Genomic DNA, 24,217 nt, shown 5'->3' with positions numbered 1-24,217 from the left:
GATCGCGCGACAATCGGCAAGGCGAGGCAGCCGCTTCGTCCGCCGACCAAATACCGTCTCTCGGAACGACATGGCGCTCAAGACGATGCACTCCCAGCCGCGGTCGCGCGCGATGTCGACAACATGCTCGAAGCTGCGCCGGGCCGCCCGATCGATCCGGCTTTGCAAGCAACGCCCGAAGCCGCTATCCCTCGCCACAGGCCGTCTGCGAATCCGGGCCATTTTCCAGTCACAATGTTGGTGGAACGAGATCGCGGGGGACTTAGCTTAATCATGTTGTTTTTGCGATTGTCGATAGCGCTGGCGGCCAGCGCGCTCGTGCTCGGAGTTCCAGGCCTGGCTGCAGCCCAGACGGCTGCACCGAAGGCGCAGCCCAAGGCCGCGCCCGCCCCGCAGCCGAAGGCCGCACCCAAGGCCGACACCAAGCCGGCGGTGCCCAGCATCGGCGGCGCGGAACCGACGCTGATCGGGCAGTTCGGGGGCTGGGGCGCCTACACGGCGATGCCGGCCGGCAAGAAGGTGTGCTTCGCACTGGCCAAGCCCTCCTCCTCCAAGACCAATCCGGCCAATCGCCCGCGTGATCCGGCCTATGCCTTCGTCTCGACCCGGCCGTCCGAGAAGGTGTTCAACGAGGTGTCGATCATGATCGGCTATGCGTTGAAGCCGGGCTCCGACGCCTCGCTCGACGTCGGCGGCGCCTCCTATGCGATGTACACCCAGGGCGACGGGCTCTGGATCAAGAACGCCGCCGAGGAGGAGCGCATGGTCGAAGCCATGCGCAAAGGATCCGAGGCCGTGGTGAAGGGCGTCTCCGCCAAGGGCACCGAGACCACCGACGTCTTTTCGCTGAAGGGCCTCGCTCAGGCGCTCGACCGCATCGCCCAGGACTGCCGCCGCTGATACCGCCGGTCGTACGGGTCGCATTTGCCGGCCGGATCGTTATATAACCCCGGTGAACGCCTTCGGCCGCAGCGGCCGGGCAGCATTTTGGGCCCATCGACATGGCAACGACTGCCGGGCTGCGCGACGCCGCCGCGCCCCTCGAGAAGATTCCGCTCGAAACCTACGTGCCGCCGGCCAAGCCGTCGCTGATCGGATTGTCGCGCGCGGAGCTGGCCGCGAGACTCGGTGAACTCGGGGTGCCGGAACGGCAGCAGAAGATGCGCGTGCAGCAGCTGTGGCACTGGATCTATTTCCGCGGCGCCCAATCGTTCGACGAGATGAGTTCGGTCTCCAAGAACACGCGCACCGCGCTGGCCGCGCGCTTCACGGTCGACCGTCCCGAGGTGGTGGCTGAGCAGATTTCCAACGACGGCACCCGCAAATGGCTGCTGCGGCTGCCGAGCGGCGACGACCTGCAGAAGGCGCACGAGGTCGAATGCGTCTACATTCCCGAGACCGACCGCGGCACCTTGTGCGTCTCCTCCCAGGTCGGCTGCACCCTCAACTGCTCGTTCTGTCATACCGGCACGCAGCGGCTGGTGCGCAATCTGACGGCCGGCGAGATCGTCGGCCAGATCATGGTGGCGCGCGACCGGCTCAACGACTGGGCCGACCGCGAGACGCCGCTCGGCAACCGCCTCGTCACCAACATCGTGATGATGGGCATGGGCGAGCCGCTCTACAATTTCGACGCGGTGCGCGACGCGCTGCTGATCGTTTCCGACAATGAAGGCATCGGCATCTCCCGCCGCCGCGTCACGCTGTCGACCTCCGGCGTAGTGCCGAACATCAAGCGCGCCGGCGAGGAGATCGGCGTGATGCTGGCCATCTCGCTGCATGCCGTCCGCGACGAGTTGCGCAACGAGCTGGTGCCCCTCAACCGCAAATATCCGATCGCCGAGCTGCTGCAGGCCTGCCGGGACTATCCCGGCGCGTCGAATGCACGCCGCATCACCTTCGAATATGTGATGCTCAAGGGCGTCAATGATTCGCTCGACGATGCCCGGCTGCTGGTCAAGCTGCTCAAGGGCATTCCGGCCAAGATCAATCTGATCCCGTTCAATCCGTGGCCGGGCTCGGCCTATGAATGCTCGGACTGGGAGCAGATCGAAAAATTCTCCGAATACGTCTTCAACGCCGGCTACTCCTCGCCGGTGCGCACCCCGCGCGGCCGCGACATCCTCGCCGCCTGCGGCCAATTGAAGTCGGAGACCGAGAAGCTGTCGGCCCGGGAGCGCCAGGCGCTGCGCGCGATGGCGATGACGGATTAGTTGTCGTTCGCCTTCATCGCCACGCCACACCTCGTCATGCCCGGGCTTGACCCGGGCATCCATCTCCCTCTGCAAAAGTCGTCGGAGATGGATGGCCGGGTCAAGCCCGGCCATGACGAATGCGGGAGCAGCACCTTTCATGTCTGACATGAGATTGACGCCATGGCGCTGATCGGCCGGCTCATCGTGATCGCGTTTGCCTTTCTGCTCGCGAGCTTCGTCGCGGGCCTTGTCGTGGTGACCGCGATCCTGATTCCGGAATTCTCCGACATCGGCATCGGTCCGATCGACCAGAGCGCGCTCCAGGTCATCATCGGCTTCGGCTTCATTTTCGTATCCGGCTTCGCGCTGATCCCGGCGCTGCTGATCGCCCTGATCACCGAGGCGTTCTCCATCCGCAGCGTGCTCGCTTACGCCATCGGCGGCGGCCTGGTCGGCGCCGCCTGCTATCTCGGCCTGATCCCGTTCGATCCCGAGACGTTCCACTTCGACGGCATCGTCCGCCGCCAGCTCGAGATCCTGACCGGCGCGGGCATCCTCGGTGGCCTGATCTATTGGCTGATCGCCGGCCGCAATGCCGGCCGCTGGCGCGATTCGTCGCCGCTTCCGCCGCCCCCCCTCCCGTCGGGATCGCCGCGCTGAGCCTTCCCATCGCCACCCGCTTTCGCTAAACCGCGCGTCATGAACCGCAACGGCCTCTTCATCGCATTGTCGCTCGCGCTCGTCATCGGCGTGCTGTTCGGCGTCTATCCCGAGCTCGACCTCAAGCTTGCCGCGCTGTTCTACGATCCCCATACCCGCAGCTTTCCCGTGAAGCTCGACGGCACCGCCTCGTTCGCGCGCGACGCCGCGATGTGGATTGCCTGGGGCATTGCCCTGCCTTCCATCGTCGCGCTGGCCGTGAAGCTGATCCGTCCCGACCGGCCGCTGCTGGTGAAGGGCCGCACCATCGCCTTCCTGCTGCTGACCCTGTCGCTATCGGCCGGCGTGCTCACCAACTTCACCTTCAAATCCTATTGGGGCCGGCCGCGCCCGGTGGTCGTGACCGAGTTCGGCGGCGACATGCAGTTCGTGCCATATTGGGATCCGCGCGGCGGCTGCGGCCGCAACTGCTCGTTCTTCTCCGGCGAAGGCGCCACCGCATTCTGGACGCTGGCGCCGGCCGCGCTCACCCCGCCTGCCATCCGGCCGGTCGCCTACGGCGCCGCCGTGCTGTTCGGCCTCGCCACCTCGGTGCTGCGGATGGCGTTCGGCGGCCACTTCTTCACCGACATTGCCGCCGCCGGGCTCGTCACCTTCCTCGTGATCTGGTTGCTGCACGGCTATATCTACCGCTGGCCGTCCACGCGCCTGACCGATGCCGGCGTCGATGCCGCGCTGACTCGTTTTGCCATGCCGGGCTTCCGCCTGATGCGCCGCCTGTTCGGCCGCCGCCAGCCGGACGCCAGCCCCGCGGCCTGAGCGCGGCTCCTGCGACATTAATCGCGTGCCCAGCGGGTCGAAATCTGCTATCCGCGCCCGAATTTCTGAACGGCGCAGCCCTCAACACCGGTTGGACTCCCCATGACCACGATCCTCAAAGGCCTTCCCAAGGGCGAGAAAGTCGGCATTGCCTTTTCCGGCGGCCTCGACACCAGCGCGGCGCTGCTCTGGATGAAGCAGAAGGGCGCGCGCTGCTTCGCCTATACCGCCAATCTCGGCCAGCCGGACGAGTCCGACTATGACGAGATCCCGCGCAAGGCGATGAGCTTCGGCGCCGAGAAGGCGCGCCTGGTCGACTGCCGCACCCAGCTGGTGCATGAGGGCATCGCCGCGATCCAGTCCGGTGCCTTCCACATCTCGACCGGCGGCGCGACCTACTTCAACACCACGCCGCTCGGCCGCGCCGTGACCGGCACCATGCTGGTCGCCGCGATGAAGGAGGACGGCGTCAACATCTGGGGCGACGGCTCGACCTACAAGGGCAACGACATCGAGCGATTCTATCGCTATGGCCTGCTCACCAATCCCAACCTGAAGATCTACAAGCCCTGGCTCGACCAACAGTTCATCGACGAGCTCGGTGGCCGCGCCGAGATGTCGGCATTCCTGACCGCCAACGGCTACGACTACAAGATGAGCGCCGAGAAGGCGTATTCGACCGACAGCAACCTGCTCGGCGCCACCCATGAGGCCAAGGATCTCGAGAACCTCAACAGCGGCATCCGCATCGTCAACCCGATCATGGGCGTGCCGTTCTGGCGCGAGGACTGCGCAGTCAAGCCGGAGACCGTCGTGGTACGGTTCGAGGAGGGACAGCCGGTCGCGCTCAATGGCCAGACCTTCACCGATCCCGTCGCGCTGTTCCTGGAGGCCAATACGGTCGGCGGCCGCCATGGCCTTGGGATGTGCGACCAGATCGAGAACCGCATCATCGAGGCGAAGAGCCGCGGCATCTACGAAGCGCCGGGCATGGCGCTGCTGCACATCGCCTATGAGCGGCTGCTGACCGGCATCCACAACGAGGATACGATCGAGCAGTACCGCATCAGCGGCATGCGTCTTGGCCGCCTGCTCTATCAAGGCCGCTGGTTCGACTCGCAGGCTTTGATGCTGCGCGAAACCGCCCAGCGCTGGGTCGCACGCGCCATCACCGGCGAAGTGACGCTGGAGCTGCGCCGCGGCAACGACTATTCGATCCTCAACACCGAGAGCCCGAACCTGACCTATCAGCCGGAGCGGCTGAGCATGGAGAAGGTCGAGGACGCCGCCTTCACCCCGGCCGACCGCATCGGCCAGCTGACCATGCGCAACCTCGACATCACCGACACCCGCACCAAGCTGAAGCTCTATTCGGACACCGGCCTGCTGTCGGGCGCGGAAGGCGCGCAGATCTTCCAGCTCGGCCACGACAAGGGCGACAAGAGCTGAGCGGATTGCCTCGGAGCGAGACTCGCACAACAACTACCGACGTCGTCCCGGCGAACGCCGGGACCTATAACCACCGCTTGGATTGGTGAAAGCTGGCTGTAGCTCCAGCCATCGCAAAACTTGACTCGGTGGCTATGGGTCCCGGCTCGAGGCCGGGACGACACCGAGTTAGACGCGACGGGTTGCCACTAATAAAAAATGGCCGGGATCGCTCCCGGCCATTTTCTTTTCTCCATCGCCTCAGCGCGGCGGCGCGGTGCCCGGGGGCGGCGGCGGTAGCGCGGCTTGGCCGCCATTCAGCAGCGGGGTGATGCGGCGGACCGTGACGCGGCGGTTGATGCGGCTCGGGCCCTGGGTCTGCTCCTTCAGGTACTGCTCGCCATAGCCCTGAGAGGTCAGGTTCTCGGCGGGCACGCCGAACTGCTGCGTCATCAGCGTGGCGACCGATTCGGCACGGCGGTCCGACAGCGAGAGATTGTCGGTCTCGTTGCCGACCGCGTCGGTGTGGCCCTCGATCAGGAAGACCTCGCGCGGGTTGCGCTGGATCGCCTGGTTGAGGCCGTCGGCGATGACCTGCAGCTTCGCCACCTGGTCGGGGCCGATCTCCCACGATCCCGTCTCGAAGGTGATCGTATTGAGATCGATCGACGGCATCAGCTGACGCACCGAGGGCGAGTAGCGGACTTCGTCGAGCGAGTAGCGGCGCTGCACGCGCTCCACCGGCGGCGCGACCAGCGTGTCGTAGATGACATCCGGCGGCGCCTCCTCGGCGTCGACGATGTAGCGGTTATAGGGGATGCGGATCTCCGGCGGCGGCAGATCGACGTAGAAGCCGCCGACCGCTTGCGGATCGCGGTAGGTGTTGTCGATGATGATGATCTCGCGACCGCCGATGTCACGGCGGATACGGCGCAAGAGCCGGCCGTCCGGAGCGGTGATCGTGACGATCTGGCTGCCGTCGGGACGGATCACGACGGTGCGCGTCTCGCCCCGCTCCTGCTGGACGCGGATGTCACGCGCGCCGTAGCGGAAGCGCTCGAGCTCGTCGTGACGCACGAAGGCCTGGCCGCTCGGATCGCGCACGATGACGCGGCCCGGCTCGTAGATCAGCGTACGACCGCCCTCCTGAACCTCGCGGCGCTGGCCACGGAAGTCCTCGAGCCGCTGCGGACCCTGCATGGGCGCGCCCGGCGCGATGGGGGTCAGCTGCTGCGGTGTCGGCGGTGGCGGTGCCGGGATCGGCGCAGCCACTTGCGGTGGCGGGCGATTCGACATCGCCGGCGGTCCGGCCGGAGGAACAGCGCCTGGCCCGGCCTGCGGCGCGCCAGGGCCCGCACCGGGTCCAGCGCCCGGTCCACCGGGGCCGGCCGCGCCAGGTCCTGCCACCGGCGGGGGTGCGCCAGGACCGCCCGGAGGCGTGCCGGGACGTCCGCCCGGTGGCGGATTGCCGGCGACCGGAGGCGTGCCCGGCGCAGGCGTCTGGGCTGCCGGAGGCGTTGCCGGGGATGGTGACGGCGGCGTTCCCGGTGCAGGCGCCACCGTTCCAGCCGGCGGCGTCGGCGCGCCGCGCGGCGGTGGGCCACCCGGCTGGGCGCCCGGAGGCGGTCCGCCGGCACCCGGCCGGCCCGGACGCGGCTCGGCGCCGGGGGGCGGCGGAGTCTGGCCCGGGGACGGCTGCGGCGAGGGTGCGGCGCCCGGAGGCGGCGAATGCGGCGGCGCGGTCGCGGCCGGAGGGGGCGGCGGAGGCGAACCCGGCCGCGGACCTGGAGCCGCGTTGGGGGCAGGCGGCGGCGCCGGAGTCGCAGCCGGCGGCACCGGTGGGGTCGGCCGTGCGGGAGCAGGCGGCGTGACCGGCGCGGCGGCAGGCGGTGGTGGCGTCGGACGCGCAGGCTCACGCGGCACCACGGGCGGCGGTGCCGGCGAATGTGCCGGCGGAGCGGCGGCCGGAGGCGGCGGCGGTGTGGGACGTGACGGCGGCTCCGCACGCGGCGGAGGCGGAGGAGCCGGACGCGGCGGTTCAGCGCGCGGTGGAGGCGGCGGGGGCGGCGCAGGAGCCGGACGCGGAGCGGCCGCCGGCGGCGGGGGCGGCGGAGGCGGGGCTGGGCGCGGTGCAGCAGCGGGCGGTGGGGGCGGCGGAGGCGGCGCCGGGCGCGGCGCGGCAGCGGGCGGCGGAGGCGCCTGATGCGGAGGTGCAGCCGGCGGCGCAGCGCCAGGCCCCTGACGTTGCGGCTGGCCCTGCTGCGGCTGCTTCGGTCGACCGTCGGGACCGACCTCGCCGCCAGGCCCGCCCGGACCTTGGGCCATGATCATGGGCGCGCTCTGCGCGTAGGATGCGGAGTTCGTCAGTTGCATCGCCGACAGCGCGGTCGTCGCAAGCAGCAGAACGCGAAGTTTGCTCATGTGTCCTGGTTTCCCGAAACGTTCTTTTTGAAGCACGGAGTGATCAACGTTTATGCGTTAGGCTGGATTGTGGCGCAGTTCAAACCCGCGAGGGGATTTATTTCGACGCGAACCGGTCGCCGGACCGCTGCCATTCATGTTTCATTCAGTCTTGATTTTCAAAGGCTTGGCGGAACACCACGCGAAGAAAGCCGGCGCGCTGCCGGCCTTCCCCCTTGTCCATCATGATCACGGTTCAATCGCGGTCAATCCGTGACCGGATTGGGCGTGGTCGGACTGAGCGGGCCACGGCCGGGTATTTCGTCGGGTGCCTGTCCCGGCAGCTCACGCGGCGGCGCCGGCGTATCCGGCTCATGCACCGGCGGCGGCACTTCCGGGCTGGGGTTGCCGACCGGGTCCTCGGGCGGCGGCTCGACGGGGTGCCCGGGCGTTGCAGGCGGGATTTCTGGCGGCTCGATCGGCATCACATCGCGACCTTGCGATTGTCGCCGACATCGGGCCGCGTGCCGGTCACGGCAGCGGCGGCCATCTTGACGTAGCTCACGACCGTGCCGGGCGAATCCCAGAACTCGGCGTCATCAGGCGTGATTCGCAGCAGGCGAATGTTCGGATCCTCGGCGCTGTCCCACCACGCCTTGGCCGTCGTCGTGAACAGCTCGCGGATCTTGGCCCGATCGTTGGAAATGGCCGCGGTGCCGGTCAGCGAGACGTATTTCTGGCTGCCGGCATCGGCGAAGGCCAGATTCACCTGTGGCGAACGCGCGATCTCCTCATCCTTGTGATGCCGCGCATCGGTGAGGAAGTAGATCATGCCTTCGTCGCGGGCGAGATAGGCGCTCATCGGTCGCGACCGCAGCCTGTCACCGTCGCGGGTGACCAGCATGGCAAAGCCGATCTTCTTCATCAGGTCCCAGGCGCGATCCTGATCGCGCATGTCGTCGGTGCTCATGATTCGCTCCTGAATGATCAGGAACGTCAACGCCGCGCAGCCCCGCGATGTTCCGGCATGTGCCGCGGAACTGACGTGAATCCCCTCTGACTCAGTCGCGGAGGAGGAGAGTGTTGCTGCGTGTGCGGCCGACCTCGCGATAGCCGCGGCTGATCATGTCGGCGAGACAATCGTTCTGCCACTCGTCGCGCGACAAGTGCTCGATCACGATGGCCCGCGGCCACAGCGCGGAGGGCGCGTCGCGGAAGAAGCAGGTCAGCACGCGGTCCTCGAAGCCCTCGACATCGATCTTCAGCGCGTCAAGCTGTGTTGCACCGGCTCGTTCGAGGATGGCCTGCAGCCGCAGCGACGGGACCCTGAAGGCCTCGCCGCCGGCGGTGCCGGTCACGACGTGGCTGGCGCCGAGATTGTCACCGTCGGTTTCGATCATGACCTCGCCGTCGCTGTCACCCGCCGCAGCGGCAACGAGCGTGACTTGGGCCAGCGCGGATGCATCGCGGTTGAAGCTGAGCCGCGCATGGGTCACCGGATGCGGCTCGATCGCGATCACGCGACCGCGCGGCCCGACGTGACGCGCAAGCGGCAAGGCGAATGTCCCGACATTGGCGCCGACGTCCACGGCGACGCCTCCCTCCGGAAGGTGGCTGCGCAGAAAGTCGAGCTCCTCGCGGTTGTAGTCGGGATTGAACAGCGCACCGCGCTCGGTCGCGCTGACCTGATGGTGGAAGCGGAAATTGGCGCCCTGATAGTCGACGTCGAGCGGTCCGGCCCGCAGCAGGTTGACGAGCCGCGTCAGCATCGGTCGGAATGCACCGCGCTTCAGCCCCGAACCATGCGCCAGCCGGATCACCAGGGCCTGCGCGGCATTGGGTGCGAAGGCTCCGAAAGGGGCCGGAGAAGGATCGTTGTCGGGCGTCAAGGTCGGGTCCTGGAATGAGGGCGCCGAGTGATAGCCGGTTTTGCCGCCGACTCCAATGCAGCCGAGATGGCCGCATTGTGGTGTCACCGCGACGGCGCTCCGGCTCGCGCCGGGCCCGCCGACGTCTCCGTGCCGGTCAGACCGCCTTGCGCTGGCGCAGGAAGCGTCCGATGAGGCGGCGCTTGCCCTTGCGGGGAATGAGATCGATGTCGCTCACGAGCTTGGCGCCGCCCTTGCGCCGCTCCAGCACGATCTTGCGGCTGTGGAAAGCCTCGAGCTCGGCGCGATGCGCGACGCTGACGATCGTCGCCTTGGGCAACTCGCCCGTCACCATCTGCATCATCTGGTCCTGACTCTTTTCGTCGAGCGCGGACGTCGCCTCGTCGAGAACGACGATGTCGGGCATGTGCAGCAGCAGGCGTGCGAAGGCAAGACGCTGCTTCTCGCCGCCGGACAGAGTCTGGTCCCATGGCGCCTCCTCCTCGATCCGATCCCTGAGATGATCGAGGCCGACCTTGTGGAGCGCTTCTCCAACCTGGTCCACGCTCCAGTCCTCGGCGGCGCCCGGATAGGCGACGGCACGGCGGAGACTGCCCGAGGGGACGTAAGGCCGCTGCGGCAGCATGAACAGCTGGCGGTCGGGGTGGAAGTTGATGCTGCCGCCGCCCCACGGCCAGAGGCCGGCGATCGCACGCACCAGCGTGCTCTTGCCCGTCCCCGATTCACCGGCGACGAGCAGTCGCTCGCCGGGATCGACCACGACCTCGGTCTCGCCGACGACCGCGGTGCCGTCGTCGAGCGTCACCGAAAGATCATTCAGGGTCAGCATCGCCTCGCCCGTGGTCTCGCCACGCTTGATGCGGCCGAGACCATCGCCGCGCTCGGCGCGCTCCAGCGCGTCCAGCGACATCATCAGCGAGGCGATACGGCGAGCGCATGCGTTCCAATCGGCGAGCCGCGGATAGTTGTCGACGAGCCAGCCGAAGGCCGTCTGCACGATCGTGAACGCGCTCGCCGCCTGCATCACCTGCCCGAGCGTCATGCTGCCGTCGAGGAATTTCGGCGCGCACAGCAGCAGCGGCACCACGGGCGCGATGAGGCTCGACCCCTGCGAGACCAGGGTGGTGCGCATATGCTGGCCGGCGAGCCGCGCCCATTGCTGCAGCACGTTGCCGAAGGTCCTGTCGATGCCGGCGCGCTCCTCGGTCTCGCCGCCGAGCAGCGCGATGCTTTCGCCATTCTCGCGCACGCGCGTCAGGGTGTAGCGAAAGTCGGCCTCGGCCTGGTTCTTGTCCTCGGATGTCTGCACGAAGCGGCGGCCGATCGTCATGATCGAGCCGGAGGCGATGGCAGCGTAAACGATCGCCGCGATCACCAGAAAGCCCGGGATGGTCAGCTCGGTGCCGCCGAGGTGCAGCGTCAGCGCGCCGCCGATGGTCCAGAGCACGACGATGAACGTCACGGCCGATAGCAGCGCCGAGCTCACGCCCGCCACGAAGTCGACGGGCGAGTCCGTCGCGATCCGCAGATCCTCGGCGATCCGGTATTCCGGGTTCTTATGATCGCCGCTGACGAGGTTGAGCTGATAGTAGCGTCCGTTGGTCAGCCAGCGCGTCACCACGCTATTGGTCAGCCAGGCGCGCCAGCGCCGCTGGATCGCCATGCGCGCATAGACCTGCGCGACGCCGAGGATGACGCTGCCGATCGCCAGCGGGAAGAAGATTGCGGTCAGATGAAAGACGGTCGCGGAATCGCGCTTCTCGATCGCGTCGAAGATCGACCTGTTCCAGACATTAATGCCGTATTGGAACGCGACCGTGCCGACGATCAGGACGAGGAGACCGATCGTGAACGGCCAAGCCAGGCGATCGCCCGCTTTTCCCCAATAGCCGCGTGCGCTGATCCAGAACCGAGTGAGCAGATAGCGTTTGCGAACCTGCTCGGCCGCTTCCGGCGTCAGCTCCGGATCGGGCTCGACGACCTCCGGTGGCGGCGGCTCGACGTGATCGCCATTCTCGGCGGCGATCTCGATGATCGGCGCCGGCGCAGGCTCCGAAACAGCGGGCCGCTCAGTGTCCTGGACCTGTCCCATGGCGCAATAACAGCAGCCTGAGTAGAAGGTTCCCTGTCGGGGTTCCCAGTTTGCAACCGGTCAACCCACCTCCGAATTCGGCGCCACCGGCGGCGCGCGATGGTGCGGCACCGGGACGACCTTGTGAAGCACGCGCGACAATTCCTCGATGGAGTAGGGCTTGCGCAGCAGCTCGAAGCCATTGGTGCCCTGTTGGGCCAGGACGTGGCTGTAGCCGCTCGCGAGCACGACGGGAATGTTCAGATCGAGCCGGCGAATCTCCTCCGCGAGCTCGAGTCCCGTCATTCCCGGCATGACGACATCCGTGAACACCACGTCGAACCGGCTGGCGCCGCCGACCAGCTCTTCCAGGGCGTCCCTGGCATTGTCGACCAGCGTGGTGAGATAGCCGAGCTCGGCCAGCGCCTCGGTCGCCGATCTCCCGACATCGATGTTGTCCTCGACCACCAGCACCGACATGCCCCGCCCGCCGATCGGCACCGCGTGGCCTGCCGCTTCGCTCCGCGGCTCATGCGAAGGCGCCACCCGCGGCAGATAGAGCGTGAAGGTGGCGCCGCGGCCGACCTCGCTGGTCACCCCGATTTCACCGCCGGACTGCTTGGCGAAGCCGAACACCTGCGACAGACCAAGACCGGTGCCGTGGCCGATGGTCTTGGTGGTGAAGAACGGCTCGAAGATGCGGCTGAACTGGTCCTGCGGGATCCCGATGCCGGTGTCCTGCACCGCAATGGCGACATAGCCGAGCGGCGGGCGGTCGTGCGGCGCGACGGGAGTTGGCAGATCAGACGCGGGGGCAACGGCGATGCTCAGAACTCCCTGGCCGGCCATGGCGTCGCGGGCATTGACGGCCATGTTGATCAGGGCCGTCTCGAACTGGCCGGCATCGGCATTGACGTAGCAGGGCTCGGGCGGCACCGAGGTCACGACCTCGATGCGCGAGCCGACCAGGGTCTTGGTCATGTCGCGCAGGGTGACGACGCTGCGGCCGATGTCGAACACCTCGGGTTTCAGGGTCTGGCGGCGGGCAAAGGCCAGCAGCTGCGAGGTCAGCTTGGACGCCCGCGCGACGGTGTCCGAGATCGCGTCGATATAGCGCTGCCGCCGCTCGTCCGGCAGGTTGGGGCGGCGCAGCAGGTCGGCCGAGGCGCGTATCACCGTGAGCAGGTTGTTGAAGTCGTGCGCGACGCCGCCGGTGAGCTGACCCAGCGCCTCCATGCGCTGGCCATGCCTGAGTGCATCCTCGGCCTCCAGGCGCCGGGCGGCCTCGACATAGAAGTGCTCTGTCCGCCGCCGTGCGAGGGTGAGGAAGATGATCAGCAGGACCGTCGCAGGAATGCCGAAGATCAGGTGCCGGCTCATGGTGCCAAGCCAGCGGTTGCGGATCGTCGCCGTGTCCAATCCGGCGGAGACGTAGACAGGATAGCCGGCCAGACGCTGGTAGCCGACGCGGCGCTCGACCCCATCGAGCGGCGAGGTCTCCGTCACCAGCTGGCCGGTGTCGGCCGCCATGGCCGGGATGTCGTGCGGCGCCGGGCCCGCGCTTCGCTCCGTCACCGGAAAGCGGGCGTGGACGAGACCGTCAAACCGCCGCAGCGCGAAGTAGCTGCCGGGGGCACGTCCGATGCGGGCATAGAAGTGCTCGAAATAATCGGGCAGCACGGAGATCTGGATGATTCCGATGAAGCTGCCGTCGTCGGACTGGCGGCGGCGGCTGATGCTGAAGAAGGCTGCGCCCTGGTAGGGCGAGCGCGGCGTCAAGGTCGCGCCGATGAAGGTGCCGACGCTCTCCTTGACATGGGCATCGAAGTAGTCGCGGTCCAGGAACGACGTGTCCGGGGCCGGGTAGAGCATGCTGTTGACCAGCGGCCGGCCGTGGGCGTCGAACACCCAGGCCGACTTCAGCTGCGGCAGCGCGTCCGACAGTTGACGCAGCCGCGCATGCAGCACCTGCTCGCGCGCCTTGATATCCGCATCGGTGAGGTCGCGGACGATCTCGTCGATCTCCGACAGGCTGCGGTCGATGGTCTCGAACACCTTCAGCGCGTGCTCGTGGACGACGTCCCGCGAACGGCGGATCTCGCGGTCGGCCTCCTCGTAGGTCGTGCCGTAGGATACATAGCCCGCGATGAGGAACAGCGCGACTGGCAACGCCAGCGATGCGACCATCATCCAGCGCAGCATCGTCAGCGATTTGCGTTGTGCGGTCTGCACGGTCGCTCCGGCCCCAGAAGGCCACGAGCTTAACGCAATCGTTGCTGGCGACAAACCAGCTACGCCCGGAACTTATGACGTTCCCGGGCGCGAAGGTACAAGGGCGAACCCTGCCGGGCGGCTAGATCTGCCGCTCGACCAGCTTGAGCTTGAGCTCGGCGATCGCCTCGGCCGGGTTCAACCCCTTCGGGCAGGCCTTGGCGCAGTTCATAATGGTGTGGCAGCGGTACAGCCGGAACGGATCCTCGAGATTGTCGAGCCGCTCGCCGGTCGCCTCGTCGCGGCTGTCCTTGACCCAGCGCGTCGCCTGCAGCAGCGCGGCCGGACCGAGATAGCGCTCGCTGTTCCACCAGTAGCTCGGGCACGAGGTCGAGCAGCAGGCGCACAGGATACACTCGTAGAGGCCGTCGAGCTTCTCGCGATCCTCGTGGCTCTGCCGCCATTCCTTCTGCGGCGTCGGCGAGGTCGTCTTCAGCCACGGCTCGATCGAGGCGTACTGGGCGTAGAAGTTGGTGAGGTCCGGCACCAGATCCTTGACCACCGGCTGGTGCGGCAGCGGATTGATCTTGACCGCTCCGTCCTTCACGTCGTGCATCGAGCGGGTGCAGGCGAGCGTGTTCTGGCCGTCGATGTTCATCGCGCAGGAACCGCACACACCTTCGCGGCAGGAGCGGCGGAAGGTCAGCGACGGGTCGATGTGGTTCTTGATCCAGATCAGGCCGTCGAGCACCATCGGGCCGCAATCGTTGACGTCGACGTAGTAGGTGTCGACGCTCGGATTCTTGCCGTCGTCCGGATTCCAGCGATAGACCTTGAACTCGCGGACCTCGGTGGCGCCCGCCGGCTTCGGCCACGTCTTGCCGCCGGTGATCTGCGAATTCTTCGGAAGTGCGAACTCAGCCATTTCGATAGGCCTTCTCAGGTTATGACGGACGGGCTCAGTACACCCGCGCCTTGGGCGGAATGTACTGGACGTCGTTGGTCATGGTGTAGTTGTGCACCGGGCGGTAATCGATCGTGGTCTTGCCGTCCTTGTTGTCGATCCACGCCAGCGTATGCTTCATCCAGCTCTTGTCGTCGCGATCCGGGAAGTCCTCGCGCGCATGCGCGCCGCGGCTCTCGGTGCGATTGACCGCGGAGTCCATCGTCACCACCGCCTGCGCGATGAGATTGTCGAACTCGAGCGTCTCGATCAGGTCGGAATTCCACACCAGCGAGCGGTCGGACACGGCGATGTCGCCGATGCCGCCATACACCTTGTGAATGAGGTTGTGACCTTCCTGCAGCACCTCGCCGGTGCGGAACACGGCGCAATTGGTCTGCATCACGTGCTGCATGCTCTCGCGCAGCTTCGCCGTCGGCGTACCGCCGGACGAATGGCGGTAGTGATCGAGACGGCCGAGCGCGAGGTCCGCGGAATCCTTCGGCAGATCGGGCTGCTTGCCGTTCGGCGTCAGCTTCTCGGCCAACCGGAGCGCCGCGGCGCGGCCGAACACCACGAGGTCGATCAGCGAGTTGGAGCCGAGACGGTTGGCGCCGTGCACGGAGACGCAGGCCGCCTCGCCCACCGCCATCAGGCCGGGGACGATCGCATTGTCGTCGCCGTCCTTCTTGGTCAGCACCTCGGCGTGATAGTTGGTCGGGATGCCGCCCATGTTGTAGTGCACCGTCGGCACGATCGGGATCGGCTCGCGGGTGACGTCGACATTGGCGAAGATCTTGGCCGACTCGGAGATGCCCGGCAGACGCTCGGCCAGCACCTTCGGATCGAGATGGTCGAGATGCAGGAAGATGTGGTCCTTCTTCTTGCCGACGCCGCGGCCTTCGCGGATCTCAATGGTCATCGCGCGCGAGACGACGTCGCGCGAGGCGAGGTCCTTCGCGGACGGCGCATAGCGCTCCATGAAGCGCTCGCCCTCGGAGTTGACGAGATAGCCGCCCTCGCCGCGCGCGCCCTCGGTCACGAGACAGCCCGAGCCGTAGATGCCGGTCGGGTGGAACTGCACGAACTCCATGTCCTGCAACGGCAGGCCGGCGCGCAGCGCCATGCCGCCGCCGTCCCCGGTGCAGGTGTGCGCCGAGGTGCAGGAGGCGTAGGCGCGGCCATAGCCGCCGGTGGCGAGAATGGTGGTCTGGGCGCGGAAGCGATGCAGCGTGCCATCATCGAGCTTCAGCGCGATCACGCCGCGGCAGACGCCCTGGTCGTCCATGATCAGGTCGATGGCGAAGAACTCGATGAAGAACTCCGCGGCATGGCGCAGCGACTGGCCATACATCGTGTGCAGCATCGCGTGACCGGTGCGGTCGGCGGCGGCGCAGGTGCGCTGCGCCTGGCCCTTGCCGTAGTCCATTGTCATGCCGCCGAACGGGCGCTGGTAGATCTTGCCATCCTCGGTGCGCGAGAACGGCACGCCCCAATGTTCGAGCTCGTAGACGGCGTCCGGCGCGTTGCGCACCATGTATTCGATCGCGTCCTGGTCGCCGAGCCAGTCCGACCCCTTGACGGTGTCGTACATGTGCCAGCGCCAGTCGTCCTGATGCATGTTGCCGAGCGAGGCCGAGATGCCGCCTTGCGCTGCCACGGTGTGCGAGCGGGTCGGAAACACCTTGGTGATGCAGGCCGTGCGCAGGCCCGCCTCGCTGCAGCCGACCACGGCGCGCAGGCCCGCGCCACCGGCGCCGACCACGACGACGTCGTAGGTGTGGTCCTCGATCGGATAGGCTTTTCCGTTCGTCGCGGGCGCGCTGTTCGCGCTGCCATTTGCTCCGCCGGCCATGGGCTAGACTCCAGTGGACAGTTTGATGAGGGCGTAGATCGAGGCGAGCGCCACGGTCACCGCAAAGAAGTTGTTGGCCATGATCGCAACGAGCTTGAGCGGCTCGTTGTGGACGTAGTCCTCGATCACCACCTGCATGCCGATCTTCATGTGCCAGCAGCTCGCGATCACGAACAGCAGCATGATCACGGCGATCGGAATCGAGCCGAGGATCTGCGCCGCACCGGCCTGGTTGCGGCCGAGCAGCATGATCACAACCACCACGACCGGCACGATCAGCAGGGTCATCGCCACCGCTGTGATGCGCTGGCGCCAGAAATCACCGGTGCCGGAATGGGCTGCCCCCAGATTGCGGACGCGGCCGAGCGGGGTCCGCATCGATTTCGCGCGTGCGTTGCTCATCGGCCGCCTCCCACTGCGTAGGCCACGATCCACACCAGAACGGTCAGGAAGATGCCGCCGATCAGGGCGCCCCAGGTGAGCGCCTCGCGCTCGTTGGCCTTGAAGCCGTAGCCGAGGTCCCAGACGAAGTGGCGGATGCCGGACAACAGGTGGTGCAGCAGCGCCCAGGTGTAGCCGAACACGATCAGACGGCCGAGGAAGCTGCCCATGAAGCCCTGGACGTAGGAATAGGCGCTGGGGCCAGACGCGGCGGCGATCAGCCACCAGGCCAGCAGCAGCGTCCCGAAATATAGTGCAACCCCGGTGGCGCGATGGACGATCGACAGGATCATCGTCAGCGTCCAGCGGTAGGTTTGCAGATGCGGCGAAAGCGGTCGTTCGATCCTGGCTGTCATTGGTTGCTTTGATGATTTCTTGTGGGCCGTGAACGGAAGGGGCTTGCGGCCGTGTGGATCGGCAAGGCGGCCTTTATTTACGGAGAAGGAACAGGTGTTGCAACGGACAAATGCCTCAAAACCGAACGGCGATTCAATACTACGGGACACGTGAAGAAAGGATCAATCGCCACCGTGGCATACCAGAAGGGAGCGCCTCCCGATAAAGCGAACAAAGATTCATCTCTATTCCCTCGCTTCCGCTGTGCTCTGCATTCCCGGACGATAAAATAACGTAGATCGTAGAGCGTTGATTCACCGCTTAACTACGGTCGTGGCCTCCCCGGTTTCGCCGAGGCGCGGCCGTCGGGGCCGCTGAATCTGCAAACCTGATCGGATGGATTCGCGGGACCCGAGCGAGGCCTCCGACCTCCCGACCACGCGCCGCCGAGGCCAATCGCCACCCGCCCGCGGGCGTTCCTCCGTCCCGCACAGGCCTCTCGGCCGGTCCATTTTGTCGCATGTCGGCGTTCGACGAAGCGGCCTAGGCTGCGCGGGAACGCCGGGAAAACGGCGCATGCGAGGGAGGTCCGATGCCCGTTCCCACGGTACGGCCCACGACGACCGAACGCCCGGCTGCGCTGCCGGCGCGCAAGGCGTCCTCGCATGAGCCCGCCGAGGAGCCGCTGACCTGCGTGCTCGGCTTCACCGCCGCCGGCCTGTTCGCGGCCTGTGCCGCGCTCGCCATCCAGCACGAGATCGCATCGCTCGCCGTGCTCGAACTCGTGCTGATCTGCGCCGCGCCGCCGCTGGCCGCACTCGCAGGTCTCGCGATCGCGCGACGGCGCTAAGCCGTCGTCACTTCGTATAGATGTCCTTGTACTGGTCACGCAGCACGTTCTTCTGCACCTTGCCCATGGTGTTGCGCGGCAGCTCGTCGACCACGAACACGCGCTTGGGCATCTTGAACTTGGCGAGTCGGCCGTCGAGACCCTTGAGCACGCCGGCCTCGCTGACATCGGCGCCGGGATGCTTCACGACGACGGCGGTGACGCCCTCGCCGAAATCGGCATGCGGCACGCCGATGACGGCGGATTCCACCACGCCCGGCATGGCGTCGATCTCGCTCTCGATCTCCTTCGGATAGACGTTGAAGCCGCCGGAGATGACGAGATCCTTGCCGCGTCCGACGATGTGGACGTAGCCCTGGCTGTCGATCTTGCCGAGGTCGCCGGTGATGAAGAAGCCGTCGTCGCGGAATTCCGACTTGGTCTTCTCCGGCATCCGCCAGTAGCCCTTGAACACGTTCGGGCCCTTCACCTCGATCATGCCGATGTCATCGCGCGCGAGCTCCTTGGCGGTCTCGGGATCGGTGACACGCACGGACACGCCGGGCAGCGGGAAGCCGACCGCGCCGGGGACGCGCTCGCCTTCATAGGGATTCGACGTGTTCATGTTGGTCTCGGTCATGCCGTAGCGCTCGAGCACGGCGTGGCCGGTGCGCGCGAACCACTCGCGATGGGTGTCGGCGAGCAACGGCGCCGAGCCGGAGATGAAGAGCCGCATGTGGCTGGTCGTCTCCTTCGACAGCCGCGGGTTCTGCAACAGCCGCGTGTAGAAGGTGGGCACACCCATCAGCACGGTCGCGCGCGCCATCAAATTGATGATCAGGTCTGGGTCGAGCTTCGGCAGGAAGATCATCGACGCCCGCGCGAACAGCGTGACGTTGCTGGCCACGAACAGGCCGTGGGTATGATAGATCGGCAGCGCGTGGATCAGCACGTCGTCCCTGGTGAAGCGCCAGTAGTCGATCAGGGTCAGCGAGTTCGAGGCGAGGTTGTCGTGAGACAGCATCGCGCCCTTGGAGCGGCCGGTGGTGCCGGACGTGTAGAGGATCGCGGCGAGATCGTCCGATGTGCGCGGCACGGTGGTGAACGCGCTGTCGGCCTTGTCGGCCGCCTCGGTCAGCGAGCCCTTGCCCGACGCATCCAGCGTTTCCACCTTGGCGCCGACCTTGGCCGCGAGCGCGCCGATGCCCTCGGCCTTGGCCGGATCGCACACCACGACCGTCGGCTCGGCGTCGCCGATGAAATAGTCGAGTTCGTTGAGCGTATAGGCCGTGTTGAGCGGCAGATAGACGCCGCCGGCCCTGACCGTGGCCAGATAAAGCACCAGACCGGAGACCGACTTCTCGGTCTGCGCCGCGACCCGGTCACCCGGCTTGACGCCACGCGCCACCAGCACGTTCGCCATCTGCCCGGCGCGCGCGACCAGGTCGCCATAGGAGATGCGCTGGCCGTCATGGGTCTCGATCGCCAGGCGGCTCGGATCGTCGAGGCCGTCGAACAGGCGGGCAAACAGATTGGCGTTGGCGGCGTGGTTCATGCAAACATTCCCCTCAAGAGCGCGGCTGGGCCGGCTGTATCAGCCGGCGGAACAACGCGCTCGACGAAGACGAAAAGGGCCGGGACGGCGGATGGCAGCGGCGGCGTCGCCTGGATTGCCGTCTCTGATCGAGGCTGCCTTAGCAAAAACGCCCTTTCGAAGGCAACGGGAGACGCAAGGAAATGACCAAGGGGAAACGGGTCGCGTGGATCACCGGTGGCGGCACCGGGATCGGTGAGGCCGGCGCGCTGGCGCTGGCCGCGGATGGCTGGACCGTCGTGGTGTCGGGCCGGCGCAAGGCGGCGCTCGATGCCGTGGTGGCGCGGATCGCAGGCGATGGCGGCACGGCCGAGGCCGTCGTGCTCGATGTCGCCAGGGCGGCCGACGTGCAGGCCGCAGCCGACGCGATCCTGATGCGTCACGGCCGCATCGATCTGCTGGTCAACTCGGCCGGCGTGAACGTGCCGCGGCGGCGCTGGGACGACATGACGCTCGAGGGCTGGAACCAGCTGGTCGAGATCAATCTCAACGGCGTGCTGTATGGCATGAAGGCGGTGCTGCCGGCGATGCGCAAGCAGCAGGACGGCACCATCATCAACGTCTCGTCCTGGGCCGGCCGCCATGTCTCGAAGATGCCGGGCCCGGCCTACACCGCGACCAAGCACGCGGTGCTGGCGCTGACGCACTCCTTCAACATGGAGGAATGTGCGAACGGCCTGCGCGCCTGTTGCCTGATGCCGGGCGAGGTCGCGACCCCGATCCTGGAGCAGCGCCCGGTGGTGCCGAGCGCCGAGGAGCAGGCGCGCATGCTGCAGCCGGAGGACCTCGGCCGGACGATTGCGTTCGTCGCGAACATGCCGCCGCGGGTGTGCGTCAACGAGATCCTGATCAGCCCGACGTGGAATCGGGGTTTCATCCAGACGCCGGCGAACAGGGAGTGAGATGGATCGATCGCCACCCTCGGCGTCATCGCCCGGCTTGACCGGGCGATCCAGTACTCCGAGACGCCTGTGACTGAATTGAGAGGCCGCGGCGTACTGGATGCCCCGCCTTCGCGGGGCATGACGGTGGGATATGCGGAAAAGTCCTCGCGACACGATGCGCCCGAGTTGTGCTGAAAGTCACCGCCCTCTTCAAAACAGAGGGCGCGGGGAAGGCCGGGCGCTGGCCGCGCCCGTGGCCCGCCTGCGGAAAAAAATGCAGGCGGCAGGTACCACAGGTCTGGCCGAAAACGCCCGGCCCTCCCCGCGCAACGGTTTTAACGGCTGCTTCGCGTTCTCCCTGGTGCGCCGGCTTGCTGGCCACCATCACGAGCGCGACACGCAGAGGTGCCGGCACCCGCTTGACATCAGCGTCGGGATGTCAGGACCGCGCGACTTGACCGTGCGTGCCTCGCCGTTCGTCCGCGCAACCAAGTCACGCTGCGTCGACACACGCCCATCGCATCCCACTGCCAACGTCTCGTGACGGTCGCGACACGCCCCTCATGCGGCAGCAGGGACGCGCGGAAATGTGCAGGTGATTTGCCCGACGGCACAAGGCTCGATGCTGCGACAAACTAACACGACGGGCAGTTTGCGCGTGAGGGGGATGCTGAAAACGACGTTCACCGCTGTCATTCCGGGGCGTGCGCAGCACGAGCCCGGAATCCATACGCCGTGTCCGCTGTCGGTCGCACGATGTCGACCACCTGCCGTCTCACCACGGCCTGTGGTCATGGATCCCGGGCTCGCGCTGCGCGCGCCCGGGGATGACGGCAGAGAGCCTGGCTGGAGCGAACTCGACGATCCCGCGTGCACCTCGCCTCAGAACGACGTGCCGCCGCCGAACCGGAACTCCTGCACGACGTCGTATTTGCCCTTGGACAGCGGCACCGCGTAGTCGAAGCGGAGCGGGCCGAACGGGGAGGCCCAGATCAGGCCGACGCCGACGGAGGAGCGGACGACCTTGCTGTCGTCATACTGCATCGCGCATTTGCAGGTCGACGTATTGACCTCGCCAGTCGCGGCCCAGGAGGTCGGGCCCTGGTAGCCCCACAGCGAGCCGGCATCGGCGTAGACCGAGCCCTTCAGGCCGACTTCCTTGGGCAGGAACCAGAACGGCATCTGCAGCTCGGCCGAGGCGCCCCAATATTTGGTGCCGCCGAGCGCGTCGCCGGTGACGCCGAAGCTGCGATAGGTGATGTCGCGCGGGCCGATGCCGTTGGAGGCGAAGCCGCGCACCAAGGTCGGACCCATCTGGTAGTGGTCGAGCATGCGCAGGTCCTTGTCGCCGATCTTGTTCAGCACGCCACCCTGGAGATGGATGACGCTGACGATATCGGCCACCAGCGGCGTGAAGTACTTCGCGTCCACCGCCGACTTCAGATAGCTGACATTGCCGCCGACGCCGGCAAAGTCCTGGCGCCAGTCGATCAAGAGACCGTCGGTCGGGTTCTTGGTGTTGTCGAGCGTGTTGTAGGTCAAGGTGTAGCCGAGCGCCGAGGTGAGCGCCGCGCCGTCGTTCAGCTCCTTGCGGACCGCCAGGCTCGACTCGCCGTCGCCGTAGCAGCCATAGCCGTAGACACCGGAGCTGGTCGAATTGGTCGGATCCACGCCGCCGAGCACGCTCTGGATATAGGCCGGCGTCGGGTTGAAGGCGAGCAGCCCGTTGGCCGAGTTGTTGTTGCAGTTCGCGAGGTAGGACGGCAGCGTGATCTCCTGCCGGTACAGCGAGTAGCGCAGCTGCAACGACAGGTCCTCGCGCAGCTGGAAGCCGAGCCGCGGGCTGAAGCCGACGGTGCGCGTGCCGTAGCTGGTGTAGCTGTTGGCGAGTTGCTGGCGATAGGAGACGTCGAGACCGAGCGCGATGCGGTAATCGAGCAGATAGGGTTCGACGAAGGACAGCGACACGCCGCGGGTATATTGCCCGTAGGTGACGGCCGCCTTGGCATAGAGACCGCGGCCGAGGAAATTGCGCTCGGAGATCGACACCTCGGCGAGTGCACCGTCGGTGGTCGAATAGCCGCCGGAGATCGAGAAGTCGCCGGTGGATTTTTCCTCGAGGTTGACCACCAGGATGACGCGGTCGCTGGACGAGCCCGGCTCCGCCGAGATCTTCACGTCCTTGAAGAAGTCGAGGTTCTTCAGCCGCCGCTCGGCGCGGTCGACCAGCGCCCGATTATAGGCATCGCCCTCGGAGAGATCGAACTCGCGGCGGATGACGTAGTCGCGGGTACGGGTGTTGCCGCGGATCACGATGCGCTCGATATAGCTGCGCGGCCCCTCGTCGACGGAGAACACGATCGCCACGGTGTGCGCGTCCATGTTGCGATCGCCGCGCGGACGCACGACCGCGAAGGCGAAGCCGCGGCGCGAGGCCTCGATCTGCATCTCCTCGACCGATTTCTCGAGCTGCTCGACGTTGTACAGCGCACCGACACTGACGCGCGAATAGCCCCGCAGCGTGTTGCCGTCGAGGGCCGCGACGCTGGACTGGAACTGCACCGAGCCGACGCGATATTGCTGGCCTTCCTCGATCTGGAACGTGACCAGGAAACCCTTCTTCTCCGGATCGTACTCGGTCAGCGCGGCCACGACCTGGACGTCGGCATAGCCGTTCTTCAGGTAGAAGCGGCGGATCAGGTCGCGATCGGCCTCGACGCGATCGGGATCATAGATGTCGTTGTTGCCGAGGAAGCTCAGCCAGTTCGATTCGTGCGTCTTGATCACGTCGCGCAGCCGCGCCGCCGAATAGGCGTTGTTGCCGACGAAGGTGATCGACTTGACGCCGGTCTTGGCGCCCTCTTCCACGGTGAAGACGAGGTCGACACGGTTGTTGGGCTGCTCGATGATCTCGGGCGTGACGCGCACGTCGTAGCGGCCGGAGCGGCGGTAGATCTCGGCGATGCGCTGCGCATCGGACTGCACCATCGGGCGCGACAGCGTGCCGCGCGGCTTCGACTGCACTTCGGCCGTGAGCTGCTCGTCCTTGACCTTCTTGTTGCCCTCGAAGGCGACGCGGCCGATCACGGGGTTCTCGACCACGCGGACGATCAGCCGGCCGCCCTGCTGCTCGATCTTCACGTCTGCGAACAGCCCGGTCCCGACCAGCGCCTTGAGCCCGTCATCGACCTGGCCGGCGTCGAGCGTGCCGGCAGCTCCCGGCTTGAAGTAGGAGCGGATGGTGTCGGCCTCGATGCGCCTGTTGCCCTCGACGGTGATCGAGCTCGCAGCCACGGCGGGCGCCGCCACCGCCCTATCGGGCAGCGACGAAACGGGCATGGCCAGCAACATCAGGGCAAGCACGCCCGGCAGTCTCAGACGCATCATCGACGCTCTTTCGAAATGGAAGTCTCCGGCGCGCCGCACCTGTCGGCACGCCCACGGGAATCGGTGATGCCCGTCAAAGATGGTCGAGATGCGCCAATCTCGTTTCGCGAAATGTCGATTGATGCCGGGTGTGACGAAGTATTTCCGGTCAGACAAACTAACAGCGCAGCGAGGGGCCCGCAGCTATCCGCCCATACTGAAGTGCGGCATTCTCACTGGCACCGGGAAGCCACAGCCGGCGTGGACATCTCCGTTAAGAAATCGGCCGGGCCGCG

At 66.7% G+C, this 24,217-nt stretch carries 19 protein-coding genes; 7 read left to right on the top strand and 12 right to left on the bottom strand.

What is annotated here, in order from left to right; all coding sequences use genetic code 11:
• Positions 1-273 precede the first annotated feature (273 nt).
• From QXZ94_RS26440 to argG, 5 genes are all read left to right on the top strand, one after another.
• Positions 274-900: an invasion associated locus B family protein gene (locus QXZ94_RS26440; protein WP_172113049.1), complete on the top strand. Its 627-nt coding sequence runs from the start codon at positions 274-276 to the stop codon at positions 898-900.
• Between the two features lie 101 nt (positions 901-1,001).
• Complete coding sequence (gene rlmN / locus QXZ94_RS26435; protein WP_315723349.1) at positions 1,002-2,213, top strand: 23S rRNA (adenine(2503)-C(2))-methyltransferase RlmN; 1,212 nt, start codon at positions 1,002-1,004, stop codon at positions 2,211-2,213.
• Between the two features lie 162 nt (positions 2,214-2,375).
• Positions 2,376-2,855 (top strand): hypothetical protein, encoded by a 480-nt coding sequence (locus tag QXZ94_RS26430; RefSeq protein WP_315723347.1) that lies wholly within the window; start codon positions 2,376-2,378, stop codon positions 2,853-2,855.
• A 39-nt stretch (positions 2,856-2,894) separates the two neighbouring features.
• On the top strand, positions 2,895-3,674 hold the full coding sequence (locus tag QXZ94_RS26425) for a phosphatase PAP2 family protein (RefSeq protein ID WP_315723345.1): 780 nt from the start codon (positions 2,895-2,897) through the stop codon (positions 3,672-3,674).
• Between the two features lie 102 nt (positions 3,675-3,776).
• Positions 3,777-5,123 carry an argininosuccinate synthase gene (gene argG, locus QXZ94_RS26420; protein WP_315723343.1) on the top strand — a complete coding sequence of 449 codons (1,347 nt, stop codon included), beginning with the start codon at positions 3,777-3,779 and terminating at the stop codon, positions 5,121-5,123.
• Between the two features lie 240 nt (positions 5,124-5,363).
• Here the strand turns inward: argG and QXZ94_RS26415 are convergent, their stop codons facing one another.
• The 10 genes from QXZ94_RS26415 to sdhC form a co-directional block, all read right to left on the bottom strand.
• Positions 5,364-7,523 (bottom strand): OmpA family protein, encoded by a 2,160-nt coding sequence (locus tag QXZ94_RS26415; protein WP_315723341.1) that lies wholly within the window; start codon positions 7,521-7,523, stop codon positions 5,364-5,366.
• 245 nt (positions 7,524-7,768) lie between these two features.
• Positions 7,769-7,987, bottom strand: coding sequence for a hypothetical protein (locus tag QXZ94_RS26410; protein WP_315723339.1), 219 nt, complete (start codon positions 7,985-7,987; stop codon positions 7,769-7,771).
• The gene (locus QXZ94_RS26405) at positions 7,987-8,472 is read right to left on the bottom strand and encodes a pyridoxamine 5'-phosphate oxidase family protein (RefSeq protein ID WP_315723337.1); all 486 of its coding nucleotides are present in this window, start codon (positions 8,470-8,472) and stop codon (positions 7,987-7,989) included. Before QXZ94_RS26405 ends, QXZ94_RS26410 begins: the two co-directional genes overlap by 1 nt.
• Before the next feature lie 91 nt (positions 8,473-8,563).
• A complete protein-coding gene (locus QXZ94_RS26400) occupies positions 8,564-9,391 on the bottom strand; it encodes an FkbM family methyltransferase (protein WP_315723335.1) in 828 nt (275 codons plus the stop codon).
• 136 nt (positions 9,392-9,527) lie between these two features.
• Positions 9,528-11,483 carry an ABC transporter ATP-binding protein/permease gene (locus QXZ94_RS26395; protein WP_315723333.1) on the bottom strand — a complete coding sequence of 652 codons (1,956 nt, stop codon included), beginning with the start codon at positions 11,481-11,483 and terminating at the stop codon, positions 9,528-9,530.
• A gap of 60 nt (positions 11,484-11,543) precedes the next feature.
• On the bottom strand, positions 11,544-13,694 hold the full coding sequence (locus tag QXZ94_RS26390; RefSeq protein WP_315723331.1) for an ATP-binding protein: 2,151 nt from the start codon (positions 13,692-13,694) through the stop codon (positions 11,544-11,546).
• A 121-nt stretch (positions 13,695-13,815) separates the two neighbouring features.
• Positions 13,816-14,598, bottom strand: a complete 783-nt coding sequence (locus QXZ94_RS26385; RefSeq protein WP_172113059.1) for a succinate dehydrogenase iron-sulfur subunit — start codon at positions 14,596-14,598, stop codon at positions 13,816-13,818.
• A gap of 34 nt (positions 14,599-14,632) precedes the next feature.
• A complete protein-coding gene (gene sdhA / locus QXZ94_RS26380) occupies positions 14,633-16,471 on the bottom strand; it encodes a succinate dehydrogenase flavoprotein subunit (protein ID WP_315723329.1) in 1,839 nt (612 codons plus the stop codon).
• Between the two features lie 3 nt (positions 16,472-16,474).
• The gene (sdhD, locus tag QXZ94_RS26375; protein WP_172113083.1) at positions 16,475-16,849 is read right to left on the bottom strand and encodes a succinate dehydrogenase, hydrophobic membrane anchor protein; all 375 of its coding nucleotides are present in this window, start codon (positions 16,847-16,849) and stop codon (positions 16,475-16,477) included.
• Between the two features lie 20 nt (positions 16,850-16,869).
• On the bottom strand, positions 16,870-17,268 hold the full coding sequence (gene sdhC, locus QXZ94_RS26370) for a succinate dehydrogenase, cytochrome b556 subunit (RefSeq protein WP_015663402.1): 399 nt from the start codon (positions 17,266-17,268) through the stop codon (positions 16,870-16,872).
• A 572-nt stretch (positions 17,269-17,840) separates the two neighbouring features.
• Here sdhC and QXZ94_RS26365 point away from each other — a divergent pair.
• Positions 17,841-18,098 carry a hypothetical protein gene (locus QXZ94_RS26365; RefSeq protein ID WP_315723327.1) on the top strand — a complete coding sequence of 86 codons (258 nt, stop codon included), beginning with the start codon at positions 17,841-17,843 and terminating at the stop codon, positions 18,096-18,098.
• A 7-nt stretch (positions 18,099-18,105) separates the two neighbouring features.
• Here QXZ94_RS26365 and QXZ94_RS26360 read toward each other — a convergent pair whose 3' ends face one another.
• Positions 18,106-19,632 carry a malonyl-CoA synthase gene (locus QXZ94_RS26360; RefSeq protein WP_315723325.1) on the bottom strand — a complete coding sequence of 509 codons (1,527 nt, stop codon included), beginning with the start codon at positions 19,630-19,632 and terminating at the stop codon, positions 18,106-18,108.
• Between the two features lie 182 nt (positions 19,633-19,814).
• On the opposite strand from QXZ94_RS26360, the gene QXZ94_RS26355 reads away from it, so the two are divergent.
• A complete protein-coding gene (locus QXZ94_RS26355) occupies positions 19,815-20,573 on the top strand; it encodes an SDR family oxidoreductase (protein ID WP_315723323.1) in 759 nt (252 codons plus the stop codon).
• Positions 20,574-21,437: 864 nt separating this feature from the next.
• Here QXZ94_RS26355 and bamA read toward each other — a convergent pair.
• On the bottom strand, positions 21,438-23,942 hold the full coding sequence (gene bamA / locus QXZ94_RS26350) for an outer membrane protein assembly factor BamA (protein ID WP_315723321.1): 2,505 nt from the start codon (positions 23,940-23,942) through the stop codon (positions 21,438-21,440).
• Between the last annotated feature and the right edge of the window lie 275 nt (positions 23,943-24,217).

This window comes from Bradyrhizobium sp. SZCCHNS2022 (assembly GCF_032377575.1).
Classification (GTDB): domain Bacteria; phylum Pseudomonadota; class Alphaproteobacteria; order Rhizobiales; family Xanthobacteraceae; genus Bradyrhizobium; species Bradyrhizobium aeschynomenes.
This window is presented reverse-complemented; position numbering and strand designations above follow the sequence as displayed.